The following is a 19,775-nucleotide window of genomic DNA, read 5'->3' on the forward strand; positions in this document are numbered from 1 at the left end:
CGGCCTCAGCCGGTGCATCTTGAGATTCAGGAGTGCTCCATGACGTCGACCACCGACGCCTCCCCCGCTGCCGTCGACGCAGCACCCGCGCGTACGCGCACGGCGAAGCCGGCTCGGCGCCGCGCCGAAGGCCAGTGGGCCCTCGGCTACCGCGAGCCCCTCAATGCCAACGAGCAGGCCAAGAAGGACGACAACCCGCTCAACGTCCGGGCCCGCATCGAGAACATCTACTCGAAGCAGGGCTTCGACAGCATCGACAAGGGTGACCTGCGTGGCCGTATGCGCTGGTGGGGTCTCTACACCCAGCGCGAGCAGGGGTACGACGGCACCTTCACCGGTGACGAGAACATCGACCTGCTCGAGGCCAAGTACTTCATGATGCGGGTCCGCTGCGACGCCGGCGCCCTGAACGTCGAGCAGCTGCGCACCATCGCCGGTATCTCCACCGAGTTCGCGCGCGACACCGCCGACCTTTCGGACCGCGAGAACGTCCAGTACCACTGGATCGAGGTCGAGAACGTCCCGGAGATCTGGAAGCGCCTCGAAGGCGTCGGCCTCAAGACCACCGAGGCGTGCGGTGACTGCCCCCGCGTCGTCCTGGGTTCTCCCCTGGCCGGTGAGTCGCTGACCGAGGTCCTCGACCCCACTCCCGCGATCGACGAGATCGTCCGCCGCTACATCGGCAAGCCCGAGTACTCCAACCTGCCGCGCAAGTTCAAGACCGCGATCTCCGGTCAGCAGGACGTGGTGCACGAGATCAACGACGTCGCGTTCGTCGGGGTCAACCACCCCGAGCACGGTCCCGGTCTCGACCTGTGGGTCGGCGGCGGGCTGTCCACCAACCCGATGCTGGCGCAGCGGGTCGGCGTCTGGGTGCCGCTCGACGAGGTTCCCGACGTGTGGGAGGCCGTCGTGTCGATCTTCCGCGACTACGGCTACCGCCGGCTGCGGAACAAGGCCCGCCTGAAGTTCCTGGTCAAGGACTGGGGCATCGAGAGGTTCCGCGAGGTCCTCGAAACCGAGTACCTGAAGCGCAAGCTCATCGACGGCCCCGCGCCGGAGAAGCCCACCCGGCCGATCGACCACGTCGGGGTGCAGAAGACCCGCAACGGTCTCAATGCCGTCGGCGTCGCCCCCATCGCGGGTCGCGTGTCGGGCACGATCCTGGCCAAGGTCGCGGACGCCGCGGAGCGGGCAGGCAGCGACAAGATCCGCTTCACGCCCTACCAGAAGCTGATCATTCTCGACGTCGCCGACGACAAGCTCGAGCAGTTGATCGCCGACCTGGACGAGGTGGGCCTGCCCGCGCGTCCGTCGCACTGGCGCAAGAACCTGATGGCGTGCTCGGGCATCGAGTTCTGCAAGCTGTCGTTCGCGGAGACGCGGAAGCGCTCGCAGGTGCTCGTCCCCGAACTCGAGCAGCGGCTCGCCGACATCAACGCGCAGCTCGACGTGCCGATCACGATCAACATCAACGGCTGCCCGAACTCCTGCGCCCGCTCGCAGGTCGCCGACATCGGATTCAAGGGGATGCTCGTCGACGACGGCGAGGGCAACCAGGTGGAGGGCTTCCAGGTTCACCTCGGCGGCAGCCTCGGATTCGATTCGGCCTTCGGCCGGAAGCTTCGCCAGCACAAGGTCACCAGCACCGAACTCGGTGACTACATCGATCGCGTCGTCCGCCACTTCGTGAAGCACCGCAACGAGGGTGAACGCTTCGCGGAATGGGTCGTGCGCGCAGACGAAGGAGACTTGCGTTGAATCTCGCCACAGCCACCCAGGACGACCTTCGGCTCCTTGCCGTGCAGGGGGCGGCAAGTCTCGAGGGTGCCTCCGCGCAGGAACTGCTGCAGTGGACCGAGGACACGTTCGGAAGCGACTACATCGTCGCCTCCAACATGCAGGACGGCGTTCTGGTCCACCTCGCCGCCCAGGTCCATCCCGGTGTGGACGTGCTGTTCCTCGACACCGGTTACCACTTCGCGGAGACCATCGGCACCCGTGACGCCGTCGAGCAGGTGTACGGCGTCAACGTGATCAACGCGCGGGCCGAGGCGAGTGTCGCCGAGCAGGATGCGGCGGAGGGCAAGGATCTGTTCGCCCGCGAACCCAACCGGTGCTGCGCACTGCGGAAGGTCGCCCCGCTGAAGAACACCCTCTCCGGATACAAGGCGTGGGTCACCGGCATCCGGCGTGTCGAGGCGCCCACCCGCGCCAACGCCCCCCTGATCTCGTTCGACGACGCGTTCGGTCTGGTGAAGATCAATCCGATCGCCGCGTGGTCCGACGAAGACATGCAGTCCTACATCGACGAGCACTCGATTCTGGTGAATCCGCTCGTCGACGAGGGATATCCGTCCATCGGGTGCGCTCCGTGCACCAGCAAGCCAGCCCCCGGCAGCGATCCGCGCAGCGGCCGCTGGGCCGGTCAGGCCAAGACAGAATGCGGGTTGCACGCCTCATGACCATCGACATCTCCCATTCCCTCGCCGAATCCGCCGTCCGGCCGCAGTTGGACGGGTCGCAGTTCGACACGCTCGACGCCCTCGAGTCGGAAGCCATCCACATCTTCCGTGAGGTCGCGGGCGAGTTCGAACGCCCGGTGATCCTGTTCTCCGGCGGCAAGGACTCGACGGTGCTGCTGCACCTGGCGATCAAGGCGTTCTGGCCTGCGCCGCTGCCGTTCGCGCTGCTGCACGTCGACACCGGACACAACCTGCAGGAGGTCCTCGACTTCCGCGATCACGTCGTGTCCAAGTACAACCTGCGTCTGCACGTGGCGAAGGTCGAGGACTACCTGGCCGACGGCCGGCTCACCGAACGCCCCGACGGGATCCGCAACCCCCTCCAGACCGTTCCTCTGCTCGACGCCATCGCCGAGAACCGTTTCGACGCGGTCTTCGGTGGCGCTCGACGCGACGAGGAGCGCGCCCGGGCCAAGGAGCGCATCTTCTCGCTGCGCAACAGTTTCGGCCAGTGGGACCCGAAGAAGCAGCGCCCCGAACTGTGGAACCTGTACAACGGCAAGCACTCCCCCGGTGAGCAGGTCCGCGTCTTCCCCCTCAGCAACTTCACCGAACTCGACATCTGGCGGTACATCGCCCGTGACGACGTCGAACTGGCCAGCATCTACTACGCGCACCAGCGCGAGGTGTACCAGCGCGACGGCATGTGGATGACGCCCGGTGTATGGGGCGGACCGTCCGAGGGTGAGGACCTGCAGACGCTGTCGGTGCGGTACCGCACCGTCGGCGACGGATCCACCACGGGCGCAGTTCTTTCCGAGGCCGGCGACAACGAGGCGATCCTCGCCGAGGTCGCAGCGTCCCGACTGACCGAGCGCGGCGCAACCCGTGGCGACGACCGAGTTTCCGAAGCGGCTATGGAAGACCGCAAGCGAGAGGGCTATTTCTGATCATGAGCGACCTCCACGTGCGTAGCCCGCGAAGCACGCAGTTGCTTCGGCTTGCCACCGCCGGAAGTGTGGACGACGGCAAGTCGACCCTCGTCGGCCGTCTGCTGTACGACACGAAATCGGTTCTCGCCGACCAGATCGACGCCGTCACCCGGGCGTCGGTCGACAAGGGGCTGTCCACCCCCGACCTGTCCCTGCTGGTCGACGGCCTGCGCGCGGAGCGTGAACAGGGCATCACGATCGACGTGGCGTACCGGTACTTCGCGACCCCCCGCCGCTCGTTCGTCCTCGCCGACACTCCCGGGCACGTGCAGTACACCCGGAACACGGTGTCGGGTGCGTCCACCGCGCAGATGGTCATTCTGCTGGTCGATGCCCGCAAGGGTGTCATCTCCCAGACGCGCAAGCACGCCGCCGTTCTCGCGCTGCTCGGCGTCCCCAAGCTGGTGCTGGCCGTCAACAAGATCGACCTCGTCGAGGATCCGGCCACCGTGTTCGCGAACATTTCGGCGGAGTTCAACTCGCTGACCAGTTCGCTCGGCTGGGCGTCCGAGGACGTCGTCGAGATCCCGGTGTCGGCCCTGCACGGCGACAACGTCGCGGTGCGTTCGGAGAACACCCCGTACTACGACGGCCCCACGCTCATCGAGCATCTCGAGTCGGTGCCCGTCGACGCCGAACCCCACCGGGTCGGTCTCCGTTTCCCCGTCCAGTACGTGATCCGTCCGCGCACGCCGGAGTTCCCCGATTACCGCGGGTACGCCGGGCAGGTCGCCGCCGGTGAGGTGACTCCGGGCGACGAGGTCGTGATCCTGCCGTCCGGTGTCCGCACCACGGTCACCCGCATCGACACCGCGGACGGCGAACTCGACAGCGCCCACGCCGGCCGCAGCGTCACTCTCGTGCTGGCCGACGACGTCGACGTCTCCCGCGGGGACGTCATCGCCTCCCCCGCCGACGCCCCGGAGCCGCTCGGCGAGTTCGACGCGACGGTCTGCTGGCTGGCCGAGAAGCCACTGCGTCCCGGTGCCCGCCTGCTGCTCAAGCACGGCACCCGCACCACGCAGGCCATCGTCGGCGCACTCGTCGAGCGTTTCAACGAGCAGGAGCTCACCTCGGAGCCCAGCCCGGAGTCGTTGGAACTCAACGAGATCGGCAAGATCTCGGTGCGTGTCGCCGAGCCGATCGTGGCGGACGACTACACCGTGAACCGCCACACCGGCAGCTTCCTGCTGATCGATCCGGCCGGCGGCAACACGCTGGCGGCCGGCCTCGTCGGAGACGCCATCGCAGCGGTGGAGCTCGGCGAGCGCGTCTAGTGCGATGACCCCGCTGATCGCTGTCGCCCACGGCAGTCGCGACCCCCGCAGTGCGCGGGTGGTGGCGGCTGCCGTGTCGGCGCTCCGGGCCAAGCGACCGGACCTCGACGTCCGGCTGTGCTTCCTCGACCTCAACGCACCGTCCGTGGACCAGGTGATCGACACGGTCGCCGCCGAGGGGCATTCCTCCGCCGTGGTCGTGCCGATGCTGCTGGGCAGCGCGTTCCACGCACGCGTCGATCTTCCGGCGCTCCTGGACGCCGCCCGCCTCCGTCACCCGCACCTGCATGTCCGGCAGGCCGACGTTCTCGGGCACGACGCGCGGCTGGTCGAGGCCGTCCGTGACCGCATCGGCGAGGCCGGCGGTTCCGCCCGCGAGTCCGGTCTCGGTATCGTCCTCGCCGCGGTCGGTTCGTCCGACCCGGCCGCGAACGACCGAACCCGCGAGCTGGCCGGATCGGTCGTCGCGGGCACCCGATGGTCGGGAGCGGTGACGTGTTTCGCGACGTCGGCGGAACCGACGGTGCAGCAGGCGATCTCGACGCTGCGACAGGCCGGCGCCGAGCGCGTCGTGATCGCACCCTGGTTCCTGGCGCCGGGACTGCTCACGGACCGGTTGAGCCGTGCGGCGGAATCCTGCGGACCCGGCATCACCTACGCGGCCACCATCGGACCGCACCCCCGGCTGCTCGACGTCATGCTCGACCGGTACTCGCAGACCCACACGGAGCTGCAGCGGTACCGGGCGCTGTCGGCCTGAGCGCGTCGATCACCGCACGCCCGGCATCCGGGTTCCCGACCGCTATCCGCGCGTCACCATTGGGGTAGGTGCGCGCGTGGATGCCGGCGCGGGCCAGTGCGTCACCGACGTCCTCTCCGGGGAGGTACAGGAAGTTGGCGTGACTGCGCGGGACCGGAATTCCCGCCGCCCTCACCGTGCGCCACAGTTCCTCGCGTTCGGCGACGATGGCAGCCACCCGGGCACGGAGCTCGTACTCGGCGGCGTACGACGCCGTGACCGCGGGAACGGCGGCGCTGCCCATCCCGAACGGCAGTTGCAGCGTTCGAATCGTCCGCGCCAGTGCCGCGTTCGCGAAGCCGAATCCGATACGCAACCCGGCCAGTCCGTACGCCTTGGAGAACGTTCGCAGGAACACGACGTTCGGGTGTTCGGCGATGATGCGATGCACGTCCAGGACCTGTCGGCGGTCGACGAACTCCACATAGGCCTCGTCGAGGACGACGACCACCCGGTCCGGCACATGACGGAGGAAATCCGCCAGTTCGGCGGTGTCGACGAGCGTCCCGGTGGGGTTGTGCGGGCGGCAGACGACGACGAGCCGGGTGCGGTCGTCGATCGCGGCCGCCATCGCGGCCAGATCCTGTCCGCCGTCCGCGAGAATCGGCACCGGCACCGCGTCGAGTGCCGCGATCCGCGCCATGATCGGGTACCCGTCGAACGTCGGGGCGGTGAACACGATCCGCTCCCCCGGCCCGGCGACGGAGCGCATGATCTGCAGGGCGACGCCGGTGGCGCCGGCGCCCACCACCACCTGTTCGGCGTCGAGCCCTTCGTGATCCGCGATGACCTGGATCAGCCGGTCCGGCAGGAACTCCGGATACCGATGCGCCCGGCGCATCACACCGTCGAGCGCGGCGAGGACGGAGGGCAGTGGGGCGAACGGGTTCTCGCTCAGCGCGAGATCGAATCTCGCACCGGGTCCCGCGATGGTCGGCGTGGTCATCTCACACCCCCGCCGGGGCGGCGCCCCACCGAATGGCCCCGGCCCCGGCGAAGTCGCCGGCGTGCGCGAACGCGGACATCATCACCAGCGAGCCGTTGGGGATCCGGCCTGCCCGGTTCTCGATGTCGAGGGTGACGGGGATCGCGGCGCCGAACAGGTTCCCGCATTCGTCGAACGTGTCGGGGTGCCGTTCCGCCGGGAGCTCGAGTGCGTCCCGCCAGTTGCGGAGGAACAGCCGGTTGGGCTGGTTGGTGACCAGGGTGTCGATCTCGTCCGGGGTGATGTCGATCTGCTTGCACACCGCGAGCGCAACCTCGGGGACGAGCCGGTTCCCTCGGGCGAAGACCTTCGCGATCCTCGATTCGGTGAACCCGATGTGCAGTTGGCCGGTGCCCGCCTCCCAGTACTTGCGGGGCGGATCGACGGCGGCCGTCATGTCTCCGGCGAACTCGGGGTAGGTCCGGCACTCCAGTCCCAGCACCGGTGCGGCCTCCGACTTCACCAGCAGGCATGCACCCGCGCCGTCACCCGGCACCGCCGACTGTGCCAGCGCGCGCACGTCCGGTTGCGTGAAGATCTGGCCTGCGCTGTTCTGCACCGACACGATCAGGGCGGTCGACGCGTCCCCGGTCTGCATGATCTGACGTGCCAGCTTGATCATGTACACGAACGACGCGCAGCCGCCGTTGTGCAGGTCCACCACCCAGTCCGGGGTGATCCCCATCCGGCGCGCGAGTTCTCCGCCGGTACCCAGGATCGGGACGTCGGGCAGCTGGGTGTGGGTGATGAGAATGTCCACGTTGGAGACGAGTTCGGAGCCGTTCCGTTCGACCAGCGGGGCGATCGCACGTTCCGCCATGTCGACGGCGTTCTCGTCGCTCGCGATGTGGTGGCGGAATTTCGGCGCCCGGAACATGATGTTCTCGGCGAGCCGGTCGGAGGCGGCGAACTGGGCGAAATAGTCCGCACCCACCCGGTTCTCGGGTAGGTAACCGGCAATGTCGATCAGGCTGACGGTGTCCATGTCTCACTCACTCATCCAGGTCGGGGTCACGGGCAGGTCGTTCGCCCACCGGTATTCGCAGATCGCCTTGAGATTGCTCATCTCCAGTTGGTGTCCGGCGGCGAACATGTCCCAGAAGTCGCCCACCCACGGAACCCGGTCCGCGGGAGCGGTCTCGGGGTAGGGATTGTCGTCGTAGAACGGATGGTGGCAGTTGGTCCACAGCACGACGGATCCGTCGACGTCCAGGACCGTGCGCGCGTCCACCACCCGCATCAGATACACCATCCACAGGTGTGTGCCCTGGTCCCAGGCACAGTGATAGTCGACGGTCATCGCGGCCGGGTGTGCCACGGTGCGCGTGTAGATCTCGGTGGTGTCGCCCAGGCGGTCGTACGCGAGCCACAGCCCGGGTTCTCCGGCCGGGGTGAATCCGCGGAGGCTGTACGTCCATTCCTCGAGGCTGCGGGTGTCGGAGAGGTAGCGGAACACCTCGTCCGGCGGGCAGTCGATGTATTCGTTGACAGTGCAGTACTTTCCGAACACCTGGTCGTGCGGATACACCGACCTCAGCATGTCCATGATGATCGGTGTCGTCGCCTGACGGTCGGAGGTCTCGATGCGGACGAGGCCGGGCAGGTCGGCGGGAAGGTCGGGCAGCGGGGCGATCTCTCGAGCGGTCATCGGCGTGCTCCTTCTCGGGATTCGGATCTCTCGGTCGGGCGTCGGACGGGCAGGAACGGCAGGAACGGCGGCAACTCGTCGGCGTCGCACGCGACTTCGATGACAACGGGCCCCGCCGAGTCGGCCGTGGCGCGGAGCGACTCGGCCAGGCCGGCGTGCGTGTCGACCGTGCGGGACGGCAAGCCGGGAAACAGTGCGCCGACTCCCGCCGCGATGTGTGCGGGACGAAAACGGCTGTAGGTGTATGCGCCCTCGAAGTACACCTGCTCGCGGGTCAGGCACATCGCGTGGGCGTTGTTGTTGAACACGACGAACGTGACCGGCACGTCGTACTCGACCGCGGTGTGGATCTCGAGCCCGTGCGCGTAGAACGCACCGTCGCCTGCGATCACGAACGTGCGGCGGCCGCGCGAGAAGGCGGAACCGATCGCGGCGCCGAACGTGTAACCCATCCCGCCCATTCCCAGCGCCACCACGAACCGGCCTCCGGTCGGAACCGGAAGATGGTGCACCACAGCGGCACCCGTATTTCCCGCATCGGCGAACACGTCGGCGCCCACGGGCATCATCGCGGCGAGCGCCTTCACCGCGTCCGTGTAGCGCAGGCCCGACGTGCCGGACGACGGCACGTCGATCGGGGTCGGCTCGCTCTGCGCGACGGCCGCCCGCGAGGCCGCAGGCCCGATCTCGGTGACGAGCCCGCGCAGCGTCGCCCGCAGATCCCGCGTCGGCAGGTGATGGGCCTGCAGAAACGGCTTCGCCGAGCCCACGCTGTACACCAGCGTCTTCTCGAGCACCCCGTCCAAACCTCCGCGTGCCATCACCGGCAGTCGCGTGCCGACGAGCAGGCAGACGTCGGAATCCTGCAGTGCGTCGACGACATCCGGATTCCCCATCGCGCCGGTGACCCCGAGCCGCCCCGGCGCCGCGGGATCGAGCACGTCCCTCGCGTCGGGCGTGACGGCCACCCGGGCGCCGAGCACGTGCGCGAGTTCCGCGAGTTCCCCTCGCGCGCCGGCTCGCGCGACCTCGTCTCCGGCGATGACGGTGACGCGGCCGTAGTCGTCGCGGAGGGCCTCGGCGAGCCGTGTGATGTCCGTCGGGGTGGTGCGCGGTGCGGTCGGGACCGCTCGACGTGGTTCCGGGAACTCACCGCGCGACCACTGAATGTCCTTCGGCAGCAGGAGAACCGCGGGCCCACCGCGTCGCGCGGCGGCCAGCGCCTCGGCGAGCTGGCGTTCGAGGTCGAGCGGCGACTCGACCCGCGCGCAGTACACGGACACCTCACCGAACAACCGGGTCGCATCGATCGACCCCGCCAGTCCACTCGTGTCCTGGAATGCGCCCATCCCTTCGAGCGTCGTCGGCGGTTGCCCGACCAACGCCAGAAGCGGCACACGCGACGCGAATGCTTCACCGAGACCGGCGATCACATTGAGCGCACCCCCGCCCGACGTCGCCGCGACCACCCCGATCCGGTTCGACGTGCGGGCATACCCGTCGGCCATCGTCGTCGCCGAGAACTCGTGTTTGGCGACGACACCTTCGACGTCGAGGGAGCGGTGCAGCGCGTCGTACAGGTCCTCGATGTTCGCGCCTCCCACACCGAAGACGTGCTCGACCCCCTCTGCGGCCAGCGCGGCGACGATGTAGTCGACGACGCGCATGTTCCGACCGGTTTTCCGTGGCTCGTGATCCGTGAGATTCATCGGCAGACCCCCGTGTCGTGGATCGGGTGAGGCGACCTGCGGTCACCCACTGGATATACACACGAACCACGTACCGGTCGGGTTCACCGGTGGCAGAACATTTTTCCGGAAACGTTCGTGACGAACGAGACACGACGGTGGAGCGTGCAGGAGGTATGAAAACCGACCCGACTCCCTGGCGGCCCGCTCACAACGCCGCGGTCAGCAGTACCTCGTGGTCGTCGTCGGATCGCACGTCGATGCTCACGATCGCGTCGACGGGCAGGCTGGTGGTGGCCGTGGGCCGCACCGTCGTGCCGGCCTCACCGGTCCAGGTGGCCAGCGTGGTGACGACTCCGGAGCGGTCGGTGACGGTCAGCGCGTATCCCTCGGTGTCGGCGCCGTAACGACCGTCGCCGGGCCAGGTGTCCTCGTAGGAGCACTCGACGAAGATGACGGTGCCCCAGGACACCGACGCGACGGATGCGCTCGCGGTGATCGTCGTCGGAACCACGGGGGTGAACACCGCCTCGGTGGTGTTCGCGCGGTCCGGGACGGGCATGGCCGTGACCGGGGCGGGCGGGGTCCGGTCCTGCGTCACCAGCACCCCCACCGGGACGGCGACGGCGATCACGGCGGCCGCCGCCGCGAGGGCCGTCGCCGCTCGCCGGTGCCGTCGGCGCCGCTCTACCGTCCCCACCAGGTGGGTCAGCACACGTGGTGCGGGGGTCTCCGAATCAGCGGGCGCAGCGTTCCCGGGCAGCGTGCCGAACGCCTCTTCCGGTGTGATCAGGGCCAGCAACCCGGGCATGCCCGCCAATTCGGACACGGCCTGCGAGCACTGTGCGCAGTGGGCGAGGTGGGCCTCGTATTCGCGCCGATCGCTCGGGGACATCGCACCGAGTACATATGCGGCGTCCCAGCGGACGTAGGGATCCTCGTGCGACTCGAAGTCGTCGAACGTCATCGGGTCACCCCCATTTCCTGCAGAGCCAATCGAAGGGCCCGCAATCCGTAGTGCATGCGGGATTTCACCGTTCCCTCCGGTATTCCGAGTTCGTCGGCCATCTGGTGGGTCGACATTCCCCGGTAGTAGCCGAGCACGAGGACCGCACGATGGTCGGGGCTGAGCCGGGCCAGCGCATCACCCATCATCCAGGCGTCGAGTGCGCCGTCCGAGCTGTCCGGGGCGGCGCGTTCGGGCGTGGAGCTCATCCCGATCTCACGCTGGGAGCGGGCGCTGCGGTGCTCGTCGAACACGAGGTTCCTGGCGACCGTGAACAACCACGCCCGGGCCGACGACTCCGACTGGTCCAGCACGTTCGGATGCTTCCAGGCTCGCAGCAGGACCTCCTGCACGATGTCCTCGGCGCGGGCGCGGTCGCCGGTCAGCCGCAGGGCATACCGCCACACCGCGGGGGCATGCTCCTCGTACAGGGCGTGCATCAGCTCGGTCTGGGCATCCGGCATCGGTCACCACCTCTCAGCAGTACACACGGTTCACCCGTGCCTCCGGTTCACCGCGCCACTGAAACACAGGGAAACCCCAGGTGAAACGGGTCGCAGCGGCCGAAAACCCTTGGCCCGTACGCTAGGAGGTGTTCAGTGCCACGGCGGCGTGGACGAGCGCCTGGAACGCCTCGGCGTCGAGCGTGTCGCCCTCGTGGAAATCGATGGCGCGCCGGGTGTTGCCTTCGAGGCTGGAGTTGAAGAGGCCTGACGGGTCGTTCAGCGAGGCGCCCCGGGCGAACGTCACCTTCACCGCATTCTTGTACGTCTCACCGGTGCAGATCATTCCGGCGTGCGACCATACCGGCACCCCTCGCCACTTCCACTCCTCGACGACGTCGGGGTCGGCCTGCGTGACGAGGGCACGGATCCGGGCGAGCGTCTCGCCCCGCCAATCACCCAGCTCCTCGATTCGCGCATCTATCAACTGCGAGGGAGAGTCACCTCCGCCTCCCTCTTCCGAGCCGCTCGTCCGCTTCTTCATGGTGAACTGTCGCTCCCCTTCTGGCTGTCGTCGCTCGCCGGTCACTCGAGTATCCTCGCGGACCGCGCCGATCGCATCGAGATCGCGCCGGGATCGGCTGCCGACCGATTTACCTCTGGCGCGTCGTCGCCGTCCTGGACCAAACTGGAATGGAGGTGAGGAGCACCCCCATGAGCACAGCACGGATTCGACGCGGCATCGTGGCAGGCATCGACGGATCGGACGGCGCGCTGGAGGCGGCGGCGTGGGCTGCATCCGCTGCGAGGCGCTTCGAGGAGCCGCTGCGCCTCGTCCACGTATTACCCAAGCATCCGAATTCCGCGGACGGTCACCCCGAGGGCGATGAGTTCCTCGACGCCGCCGAGCGCATCGTCCTGGACGGGCAGCAGGACCTGGAGGTCGAGCGCAGTACCCACCCCGGTCCGCCCGCCCACGCGCTGGTGGAACTGTCCAAGACGGCCCGGATGCTGGTTCTCGGACCCGCGGCCACGAGTGAGATGAAATCGGTGGTCGCCGGTTCCGATGTCGTGCGGGTGTCGAACCGAGCCGAATGTCCGGTGGTCGTCTGGCGCGGCATCCAGGGCCACGAGGTCAGCGAAACCCGCCCCGTCGTGGTGGGTGTGGACGGCAGCGAACTGAGCGACATGGCGGTGGCCCACGCGTTCGAGTTCGCGGCATTCTTCGGCGCTCCCCTCGTCGCGGTGCACACCTGGGCCGAGCACTCCACCCTCGGTGCGTGGTACTCGGAGGAACGTCGCTTCACCGACTGGTCCGATCTAATCCAGCACGAGGAAGCCTGGCTTGCCGAGAGCCTCGCCGGGTGGCGCGAGAAGTACCCGGATGTCGAGGTCACGCGCTGCCTCGAGCGTGGTGGGCCAATGAAGGTGCTCCTCGAATACTCGTTCGGTGCGCAGTTGATCGCCGTCGGCAGCCACGGGCGAAATCCGTTCACCGCGTCGATCGTGGGCTCGACGAGCCAGAGTCTCATCCACCACGCCCGGTGCCCGGTGCTCATCTGCCGAAAAGGCTGAATACCGTCAGCGTTGGTTTCACTCTTTCGATCAGCCTGATTCATATTCACCGTTCGCGGGCCCATTCCCCGGGCACGGCGCGAACCGAATTACTACGTCAGAAAACTGCTCTGACCTGCCCCAATCCCCGGCGCCACAGCGCTGATATCGCAGATTCACACACAGCAGAAAATGCCAAGTGTTTCAATCACGCTAATTCGATTTCCTCCAGATTTCGGCACCGAATTTCGCGTTTATAGTTTCCGGCATGTCGGAGCCACGCTCATATCTCGTCTGCGCGTCACAGCGCAGCGGCAGCACTCTGCTCGTCGAATCTCTTCGCGCCACGACCGTGGCCGGCAACCCCGAGGAGTTCTTCCAATACCTGCCGTCCACCAGTCGATCACCGCAGCCGCGACAGTGGTTCGAGGGTGTCACCGACGAGGCGGTGCTCTCGCTGCTCGCCCCGCTCGAATCGGGGACCGCCGACACCCGCACCGCGGAGCAGTGGCGCGATCAACTGCTCAGCCTCGGTCGCACCCCCAACGGGGTGTGGGGCGGAAAGCTGATGTGGAACCAGGTGCCGCTCGTCCTCGACCGTGCCGCCGGACTTCCGGACCGATCCGGCGACGATTTGCGGTCCGCCCTGGACGACATCCTGGGCGGCGACCTCGCCTTCATCCATGTCTACCGGCGTGACGTCGTCGCGCAGGCGGTGTCGATGTGGCGGGCGGTGCAGACTCAGGTGTGGCGCGACGACGCCACCCCACCCGCCCCGCACGACGGCGCCGAGTACCACGCGGGCGGCATCGCCCATCTCGTCCGCATTCTGCGCGATCAAGATGAGCAGTGGCGCAACTGGTTCGAGGTCGAGGGACTCGACCACATCGACATCGGTTTCGACGATCTCGTCGCGGCGCCGCAGGCGACGGCGGCGAAGGTGCTCGTCGAACTCGGCCTCGACGCCGATCTCGCGCCCCCGCCGCCGCTGAAGCGGCAGAGCGACGGCCGCTCCAAGGAGTGGGCCGAGCGGTATCGGTCCGACGCCACCGCGAACGGACTTCCGCTGTGACCGCCGTCGGGGCGCCGCGTGACAGCGCCGCACGGGTGGACGAACTCCGTGCGCTGGAGGCGGAGGCCGTGCACATCATCCGCGAGGTGGTCGCCGAACTCGAGCGACCGGTTCTGCTGTTCTCGGCCGGCAAGGACTCGATCGTGTTGCTGCGGCTGGCGGAGAAGGCGTTCCGGCCGTCCCCGTTGCCGTTTCCCGTCCTGCACGTCGACACCGGGCACAACTTCCCCGAGGTGATCGAGTTCCGCGATCGCCGGCTCGCAGAGGACGGTCACCGGCTGATCGTCGCGTCGGTGCAGGAGTCGATCGACAGGGGCCGCGTCACCGAATCGGGCGGGCCGGGCACGTCCCGGAACCGGCTGCAGACCCGCACCCTGCTCGACGCACTGGAGGCGCACCGTTTCGACGCCGCGTTCGGCGGCGCGCGCCGCGACGAGGAACGGGCCCGCGCGAAGGAGCGGGTGCTCAGCTTCCGGGACGAGTTCGGGCAGTGGGATCCGCGATCACAGCGGCCCGAGCCGTGGTCGCTGTACAACGGGCGGATCCGCCGCGGTGAGCAGGTCCGCGTGTTCCCGCTGAGCAATTGGACCGAACTCGACATCTGGCGCTACATCGAACTGGAGAACCTCGCGCTGCCGTCGATCTACTTCGCCCACGAGCGGCAGGTGTTCGCGCGCGACGGCATCCTGCTGGGGTTGTCCGAGTACACGCTACCCACCGAAGACGAACTGGTGCAACGGCTCCGGGTGCGGTATCGCACGGTCGGGGACCTGACGATCACCGGTGCCGTGCGTTCCGACGCCGGCGACGTCGCCGGCGTGATCGAGGAGATCGCCGCGGCCACGGTCTCCGAACGCGGAGAGACCCGGGCCGACGACAGAACTTCCGTTGCCGCGATGGAAGACCGCAAGCGCGAGGGGTACTTCTGATGACCACCACCAGCCGGCCCCGTCAGTTGCTGCGGCTCGCCACCGCGGGCAGCGTCGACGACGGCAAGAGCACTCTGATCGGACGGCTCCTCCACGACACCGGCAGCCTGCCCACCGACCACCTCGAGGCGGTGACGAACGCCGACGGCGAGGCCGACCTCGCCGCCCTGTCCGATGGGCTGCGCGCCGAACGCGAACAGGGCATCACCATCGACGTGGCGTACCGGTTCTTCTCCACACCGACCCGCAGCTTCGTGCTCGCGGACACGCCGGGGCACGAACGGTACACCCGCAACATGTTCACCGGTGCGTCGAACGCCCACGTCGCCGTGCTGCTCGTGGACGCCCGCGCCGGGGTGCTCCGGCAGACCCGACGCCACGCCCGGATCGCCGACCTGCTCGGCGTGCCGCACCTGGTCGCAGTGGTCAACAAGATCGACCTCGTCGACTTCGACGAGACCCGGTTCAAGGAAGTCGAATCCGAACTCGGCCTGCTCGCACAGCGCCTCGGCGGCCGCGACCTCACGGTGATCCCGGTATCCGCCACCCGCGGCGACAACGTCGTCACACGGTCGGATTCGACACCCTGGTACGACGGGCCCACGATCCTCGAGTATCTCGAAGAGGTGGAACTCGCCGCACCGTCCGCCGTCCCGTCCGAACTGCGACTGCCGATCCAGTGGGTGGCGCGGCCCACGGACGACCGCCGCCGCCGCTACACCGGCCGGCTGTCCGCAGGCACCCTGTCCGTCGGCGACGAGGTGGTGGTCCTGCCTGCGGGTTCCCGCAGCACGGTCACCGCCCTCGACACTCTCGATCCCCACCGGTCCGTCGCGGTCGCCCCGCTGTCGGTGTCGTTCGAACTCGCGGACGACCTCGACGTGGCCCGCGGCGACCTCGTCATCAGCGCCGCCGCCGACGCGACCGCACCCGCCCCGGCCCGCGAGATCGACGCGACCGTGTGCTGGCTGAGCGAGACACCGCTGCGGGCGGGCGACCGGGTGGCACTCAAGCACACCTCCCGCACCGTGCGCGCCACGGTTCAGGAATTGCACACCCGGCTCGACCCGGAAACCCTCGAAGAACACGACTCCCCCAGCGAGCTCGCCCTCAACGACATCGGCCGGATCACGCTCCGGACGAGCACGGTCGTGCTCCCCGACCCCTACGCCACCAATCGCGACGCCGGCGCGTTCATCCTCATCGACGAACAGAGCAACGACACCGTCGGCGCCGGAACCGTCAGCGAAGCCCGGGAAGTCGTGCCCGGCGAGCAGACCCGGCACGACATCAAGTGGCACCCCTCGTCGCTGGAACGGGATCGGCGCTGGTCCGCGACCGGGCAGCGGGGCGCCACCATCTGGCTCACCGGGCTGCCGGCGTCCGGGAAGTCGACGGTGGCAGTCGCGCTCGAACGGACCCTCGTCGACGCCGGACGAACCGCGTACCTGCTGGACGGCGACAACGTACGGCACGGCATCTCGGACGACCTCGGGTTCTCCCCCGGCGACCGGGCCGAGAACATCCGCCGCGTCGGTCACCTCACCCGGTTGTTCGCGGACGCCGGGGTGGTCGCCATCGCGTCGATGGTGTCGCCGCTGCGCTCGGACCGTGCGATCGCGCGGGCGCTCAACGAGGCCGCGGGACTGCCGTTTCTCGAGATCCACGTGAGCACGCCGGTCGACGAATGCGAACGGCGTGACCCCAAGGGGCTCTACGCCCGGGCGCGGGCAGGTGAACTCCGCGGCCTCACCGGGATCGATGCGCCGTACGAGGCCCCCGAGAATCCGGATCTCGCGTTCGACACCACCGGCGCCGATCTCGACGATCTCGTCGCGCGGATTCTCGCCGAACTCGCCCGGCACGAGACGCCACCGGCCTAGCGCGCGACGAGCCGCAGGAGTGCCTCGTGGAGTGCGATCCGGTCGTCGAACACACGTCGGTGCGGCCCGTACGCCTGAACCCGGTCGTGCCCACGGCCTGCGACCACCACGACGTCGCCCGGCGCGGCGAGGGTGACAGCGGCGACGATCGCCTCGGCGCGGTCGGGCACGACGAGCACTTCGGCGTCGCCACCACTGCGTGCACCTCGCGCCACGTCCTCGCGCAGACGCTGCGCGTCGTCGGAGCACGGACTCTCGTCGGTGACGATGACCGTGTCGGCGAAACGGGCCGCGGTCGCACCGAGCGGCACCCGCTTGCCGGGGTCGCGCTCACCGGTCGCCCCGACGACGGCGATGACCCGGCCTCGCGTCAACGAGCGGAGGTACGGAAACAGACGTCGCTGACCGGCCGGGTTGTGCATGTAGTCGACGAACGCGAGGAACGGCTGGCCCGCGTCCACCGCCTCCAGGCGTCCGGGCACCGTATCGAGGCTCTCGATCCCGGCGACCGCCGAGTCGAGGTCCACCCCGCGAACCGCGAGGGCGGCGATCGCCGCGAGTGCGTTGTCCACCTGGTGCACTCCGAGTAGCCGGAGCCGCACCGGTTTCCGCGCCCCGGCGCCGTGGAGCGTGAACGACGTGCCGCCCTCGTCCGCGTGCACGGCGGACGCATGGAAGTCGGCCGCCGTCGTCCTCGACGAGAACGTCACGCGGGGCACGGTGACGGTGGCGGCGAGGCGGCGCCCGAACTCGTCGTCGACGCCGACGGCTGCCGCGGCGCAGCGCCCCGGTTCGAACAATCGGGCCTTCGCCGCGAAATACGCGTCCATGTCGGGGTGAAAGTCCAGATGGTCGCGGGCGAGGTTGGTGAACACCCCCACCCGGAACGACGTTCCGTCGATACGGTGCAGAGCGAGACCGTGGCTCGACACCTCCATCGCGACCGCGCCGATCCGATGCTCGGCGAACGCGGCAAGGGTCTGCTGGAGCTCGCACGCCTCCGGAGTTGTCCGGGTCGCGGTGCGTGACCCGTTCTGTCCCCGGACGGCGATCCCCGTCATCATGCCGGTGCCGACACCCGCCGCACGCAATCCCGCGTCCAGGAGATACGCGGTGCTGGTCTTCCCGTTCGTCCCCGTCACACCGTAGACGTCGAGTGCCTCGGACGGATTGCCGTACACCCACGCTGCCAACGGACCGAGAGCACGACGCGGATCGTCCACCACGATCGTCGGCAGCACGTCCGACCCGCGATCGCTGAGCATCGCGACAGCACCGCGCGCCGCGGCCTCGCCCGCGAACTCGATCCCGTGCCGGTGCCGCCCCGGCAGCGCCGCGTACACGTCGCCGGCCCGGACGAGACGAGAGTCCTGGCTGATACCCGTCACCGCTGCCTCGCCGGACCCGGAGAGTGCCGCCGAGCAGTCGAGGCGGCGCACCATCTCGCGCAGCAGCTTCGGCGGAGTGCACCGCGGGCAGTCGACGCTCACGCTTCCAGTGCACCACTGCCGTGCAGGTCGCGAGGACGGAACCGCATCATCCGCCCCTACGTCGCTACGCCGCTCCGCGGCACCCCTACCTCGCTACGCCGCTCCGCGGCACCCCTACCTCGCTACGCCGCTCCGCGGCACCCCTACCTCGCTACGCCGCTCCGCGGCTCGTCGAGAATTCCGCGATCCGAACTGTAGGCCGAACGCACGTCCGGCACACGGTCGAGAGTGGCGAGGTATTCCTCCATCGCCTTCCGGGCGTAGGCCGTCCCCTCTTCCTCGCTCGGGATCGAGTCGCCCGTCGCCCGTCGCCACGTCGCGAGTTCCAGCGCCAACTCGGCCTGCGTCCCGGCGAAGTCCTCGGTATCGGCCAGGTTGTCGCGCTCGCCGGGGTCGGCGACCAGGTCGTAGAGTTCCCGGCTCGGACGCGGCCGGAGATGCTCGGTGCCCAGCGCCGCACCGGACAGGCTCTTCTCGATGTCGAGGGGCAGATCGAGCCTGGGCCGAGGCGCGTAGTTCTCGATATAGCTGAACCGCTTGGTGCGCACCGCGCGAATGGGATCGAAGCTGTCGTGGAACGTCTTCTCCGTGAACAGGACGTCGCGTGCCGTCGACTCCGACCGGCCCAGCAACTGCCCGGCGTGGGAGACACCCTCCACGGCCGCGGGGATCGGGACGCCGAGCAGTTCGAGAAGGGTGGGAACGAGATCCACCCCGCTGAACAGGTCGTCGTAGACGCGAGGCGACGCCCGCAGCCTCCGCGGCGGGCGGATGATCGTCGCAATTCCGGTGCCCGGCGCATACAGTGTCGACTTCGCACCGGGGAACGCCTCGCCGTGGTCGGTGAGGAACACGACCCACGTACTCTCGTCGAGCCCCTCGTCGTCCAGCGTCTGCAGCATCCTGCCGACGGCCGCGTCGGCCACCTCGATCGACCCGTGGAATCCGGCCAGATCCTCACGGACCTCCGGCCGGTCGGGCAGGTACGACGGAACGTCGAAACCCTCGGGATCAGCGGGTACATACCTGTCGACCGGGTACGGGCGGTGCGTCTCGAAGAAGCCGGCGGTCAGCAGGAACGGTTGCGGAGGGAACCGCGACAGCCACCGCGACGCCCGATCGGTGACGTATTCGCAGTACGAATTCGTCACGTCGTACTCGTGGAAGCCGAGCCGCTTGGGGTACGCGGTCTCGTGCTGCATCCCGAACAAGGCCGTGTACCAGCCCGCCTCCGCCAGCAGGGACGGCAGCGTGCGGACGTCGTCGTGGTACTGCCAGCCGTGGTGTGCGAGGCCGATCAGCCCGTTGCTGTGCGGGTACCGGCCCGAGAACAGAGCCCCACGCGACGGCGAGCACAGCGGCGCCGCCGCATGCGCGTCCGTCAGCAGCACACCCTCCGCGGCGAGCCGGTCGAGGTTCGGACTACGCACCCCGGACGCGCCGTAACACCCGAGGTGACGGCCCAGATCGTGCCAGTGCACGATCAGAACGTTGTCACGGGCGGGATTCACCGAGGTCGCCACAGTCGCCTCCTACATCGGCGG

General features: G+C 68.6%; 18 protein-coding genes. 9 read left to right on the forward strand and 9 right to left on the reverse strand.

Translation table 11 applies throughout. The annotated features are described in order from the left end of the window. Window positions 1-39 precede the first annotated feature (39 nt). Genes PSR88_RS06345 through PSR88_RS06365 form a run of 5 tightly spaced genes read left to right on the forward strand, consistent with a single transcriptional unit; the run spans window position 40 to window position 5,494 of the window. Complete coding sequence (locus tag PSR88_RS06345; protein WP_009473957.1) at window positions 40-1,761, forward strand: nitrite/sulfite reductase; 1,722 nt, start codon at window positions 40-42, stop codon at window positions 1,759-1,761. After that, a complete protein-coding gene (locus tag PSR88_RS06350; protein ID WP_050787250.1) occupies window positions 1,725-2,465 on the forward strand; it encodes a phosphoadenylyl-sulfate reductase in 741 nt (246 codons plus the stop codon). Before PSR88_RS06345 ends, PSR88_RS06350 begins: the two co-directional genes overlap by 37 nt. Further along, window positions 2,462-3,415: a sulfate adenylyltransferase subunit CysD gene (gene cysD, locus PSR88_RS06355; RefSeq protein WP_009473959.1), complete on the forward strand. Its 954-nt coding sequence runs from the start codon at window positions 2,462-2,464 to the stop codon at window positions 3,413-3,415. Before PSR88_RS06350 ends, cysD (PSR88_RS06355) begins: the two co-directional genes overlap by 4 nt. A gap of 2 nt (window positions 3,416-3,417) precedes the next feature. Further along, entirely contained in the window at window positions 3,418-4,734 is a 1,317-nt protein-coding gene (locus tag PSR88_RS06360) for a sulfate adenylyltransferase subunit 1 (protein WP_016879973.1), read from the forward strand. A 4-nt stretch (window positions 4,735-4,738) separates the two neighbouring features. After that, entirely contained in the window at window positions 4,739-5,494 is a 756-nt protein-coding gene (locus tag PSR88_RS06365; RefSeq protein ID WP_011594334.1) for a sirohydrochlorin chelatase, read from the forward strand. Here the strand turns inward: PSR88_RS06365 and PSR88_RS06370 are convergent. The 7 genes from PSR88_RS06370 to PSR88_RS06400 form a co-directional block, all read right to left on the reverse strand. Beyond that, a complete protein-coding gene (locus PSR88_RS06370; protein ID WP_009473961.1) occupies window positions 5,430-6,479 on the reverse strand; it encodes an aminotransferase class I/II-fold pyridoxal phosphate-dependent enzyme in 1,050 nt (349 codons plus the stop codon). The two genes, PSR88_RS06365 and PSR88_RS06370, sit on opposite strands and share 65 nt — an antisense overlap. 1 nt (window position 6,480) lies before the next feature. Continuing rightward, window positions 6,481-7,503, reverse strand: a complete 1,023-nt coding sequence (locus PSR88_RS06375) for a 3-oxoacyl-ACP synthase III family protein (RefSeq protein WP_009473962.1) — start codon at window positions 7,501-7,503, stop codon at window positions 6,481-6,483. 3 nt (window positions 7,504-7,506) lie between these two features. Further along, entirely contained in the window at window positions 7,507-8,166 is a 660-nt protein-coding gene (locus PSR88_RS06380) for a hypothetical protein (RefSeq protein ID WP_009473963.1), read from the reverse strand. Continuing rightward, entirely contained in the window at window positions 8,163-9,875 is a 1,713-nt protein-coding gene (locus PSR88_RS06385; protein ID WP_016879972.1) for a thiamine pyrophosphate-binding protein, read from the reverse strand. Before PSR88_RS06385 ends, PSR88_RS06380 begins: the two co-directional genes overlap by 4 nt. A 187-nt stretch (window positions 9,876-10,062) precedes the next feature. Beyond that, window positions 10,063-10,821 carry an anti-sigma factor family protein gene (locus PSR88_RS06390; protein WP_016879971.1) on the reverse strand — a complete coding sequence of 253 codons (759 nt, stop codon included), beginning with the start codon at window positions 10,819-10,821 and terminating at the stop codon, window positions 10,063-10,065. Further along, entirely contained in the window at window positions 10,818-11,324 is a 507-nt protein-coding gene (locus PSR88_RS06395; RefSeq protein WP_009473967.1) for a sigma-70 family RNA polymerase sigma factor, read from the reverse strand. Before PSR88_RS06395 ends, PSR88_RS06390 begins: the two co-directional genes overlap by 4 nt. 121 nt (window positions 11,325-11,445) lie before the next feature. After that, on the reverse strand, window positions 11,446-11,847 hold the full coding sequence (locus PSR88_RS06400; protein WP_029537218.1) for a DUF1801 domain-containing protein: 402 nt from the start codon (window positions 11,845-11,847) through the stop codon (window positions 11,446-11,448). A gap of 170 nt (window positions 11,848-12,017) precedes the next feature. Between PSR88_RS06400 and PSR88_RS06405 the strand changes: the two genes are divergently transcribed. The 4 genes from PSR88_RS06405 (at window position 12,018) to cysC (ending at window position 16,741) form a co-directional block, all read left to right on the forward strand. Beyond that, entirely contained in the window at window positions 12,018-12,878 is an 861-nt protein-coding gene (locus PSR88_RS06405; RefSeq protein ID WP_016879969.1) for a universal stress protein, read from the forward strand. A gap of 247 nt (window positions 12,879-13,125) precedes the next feature. Further along, a complete protein-coding gene (gene stf0, locus PSR88_RS06410; protein ID WP_009473970.1) occupies window positions 13,126-13,929 on the forward strand; it encodes a trehalose 2-sulfotransferase in 804 nt (267 codons plus the stop codon). Next, window positions 13,926-14,858: a sulfate adenylyltransferase subunit CysD gene (cysD, locus tag PSR88_RS06415; protein ID WP_009473971.1), complete on the forward strand. Its 933-nt coding sequence runs from the start codon at window positions 13,926-13,928 to the stop codon at window positions 14,856-14,858. The genes stf0 and cysD (PSR88_RS06415) overlap by 4 nt, the downstream gene beginning before the upstream one ends. Then, entirely contained in the window at window positions 14,858-16,741 is a 1,884-nt protein-coding gene (gene cysC, locus PSR88_RS06420) for an adenylyl-sulfate kinase (RefSeq protein WP_016879968.1), read from the forward strand. The genes cysD (PSR88_RS06415) and cysC overlap by 1 nt, the downstream gene beginning before the upstream one ends. Here cysC and PSR88_RS06425 read toward each other — a convergent pair. Continuing rightward, window positions 16,738-18,231 carry a UDP-N-acetylmuramoyl-L-alanyl-D-glutamate--2,6-diaminopimelate ligase gene (locus PSR88_RS06425; RefSeq protein WP_016879967.1) on the reverse strand — a complete coding sequence of 498 codons (1,494 nt, stop codon included), beginning with the start codon at window positions 18,229-18,231 and terminating at the stop codon, window positions 16,738-16,740. The two genes, cysC and PSR88_RS06425, sit on opposite strands and share 4 nt — an antisense overlap. Window positions 18,232-18,374: 143 nt before the next feature. After that, window positions 18,375-19,754 carry a sulfatase gene (locus tag PSR88_RS06430; RefSeq protein ID WP_016879966.1) on the reverse strand — a complete coding sequence of 460 codons (1,380 nt, stop codon included), beginning with the start codon at window positions 19,752-19,754 and terminating at the stop codon, window positions 18,375-18,377. Window positions 19,755-19,775: the final 21 nt, after the last annotated feature.

Source organism: Rhodococcus sp. DK176 (assembly GCF_038447315.2).
Classification (GTDB): Bacteria; Actinomycetota; Actinomycetes; order Mycobacteriales; family Mycobacteriaceae; genus Rhodococcus_F; species Rhodococcus_F jostii_A.

What these genes read in the sequence shown, in the direction of transcription:
- PSR88_RS06360 (WP_016879973.1), top strand. Translation starts at nt 3,418, where the DNA reads ATGAGCGACCTCCACGTGCGTAGCCCGCGAAGCACGCAGTTGCTTCGG.
- PSR88_RS06370 (WP_009473961.1), bottom strand. Translation starts at nt 6,479, where the DNA reads ATGACCACGCCGACCATCGCGGGACCCGGTGCGAGATTCGATCTCGCG.
- PSR88_RS06405 (WP_016879969.1), top strand. Translation starts at nt 12,018, where the DNA reads ATGAGCACAGCACGGATTCGACGCGGCATCGTGGCAGGCATCGACGGA.
- PSR88_RS06365 (WP_011594334.1), top strand. Translation starts at nt 4,739, where the DNA reads ATGACCCCGCTGATCGCTGTCGCCCACGGCAGTCGCGACCCCCGCAGT.
- cysD (WP_009473959.1), top strand. Translation starts at nt 2,462, where the DNA reads ATGACCATCGACATCTCCCATTCCCTCGCCGAATCCGCCGTCCGGCCG.
- PSR88_RS06400 (WP_029537218.1), bottom strand. Translation starts at nt 11,847, where the DNA reads ATGAAGAAGCGGACGAGCGGCTCGGAAGAGGGAGGCGGAGGTGACTCT.
- PSR88_RS06375 (WP_009473962.1), bottom strand. Translation starts at nt 7,503, where the DNA reads ATGGACACCGTCAGCCTGATCGACATTGCCGGTTACCTACCCGAGAAC.
- PSR88_RS06350 (WP_050787250.1), top strand. Translation starts at nt 1,725, where the DNA reads ATGGGTCGTGCGCGCAGACGAAGGAGACTTGCGTTGAATCTCGCCACA.
- cysC (WP_016879968.1), top strand. Translation starts at nt 14,858, where the DNA reads ATGACCACCACCAGCCGGCCCCGTCAGTTGCTGCGGCTCGCCACCGCG.
- PSR88_RS06385 (WP_016879972.1), bottom strand. Translation starts at nt 9,875, where the DNA reads ATGAATCTCACGGATCACGAGCCACGGAAAACCGGTCGGAACATGCGC.
- PSR88_RS06390 (WP_016879971.1), bottom strand. Translation starts at nt 10,821, where the DNA reads ATGACGTTCGACGACTTCGAGTCGCACGAGGATCCCTACGTCCGCTGG.
- stf0 (WP_009473970.1), top strand. Translation starts at nt 13,126, where the DNA reads ATGTCGGAGCCACGCTCATATCTCGTCTGCGCGTCACAGCGCAGCGGC.
- PSR88_RS06380 (WP_009473963.1), bottom strand. Translation starts at nt 8,166, where the DNA reads ATGACCGCTCGAGAGATCGCCCCGCTGCCCGACCTTCCCGCCGACCTG.
- PSR88_RS06345 (WP_009473957.1), top strand. Translation starts at nt 40, where the DNA reads ATGACGTCGACCACCGACGCCTCCCCCGCTGCCGTCGACGCAGCACCC.
- PSR88_RS06395 (WP_009473967.1), bottom strand. Translation starts at nt 11,324, where the DNA reads ATGCCGGATGCCCAGACCGAGCTGATGCACGCCCTGTACGAGGAGCAT.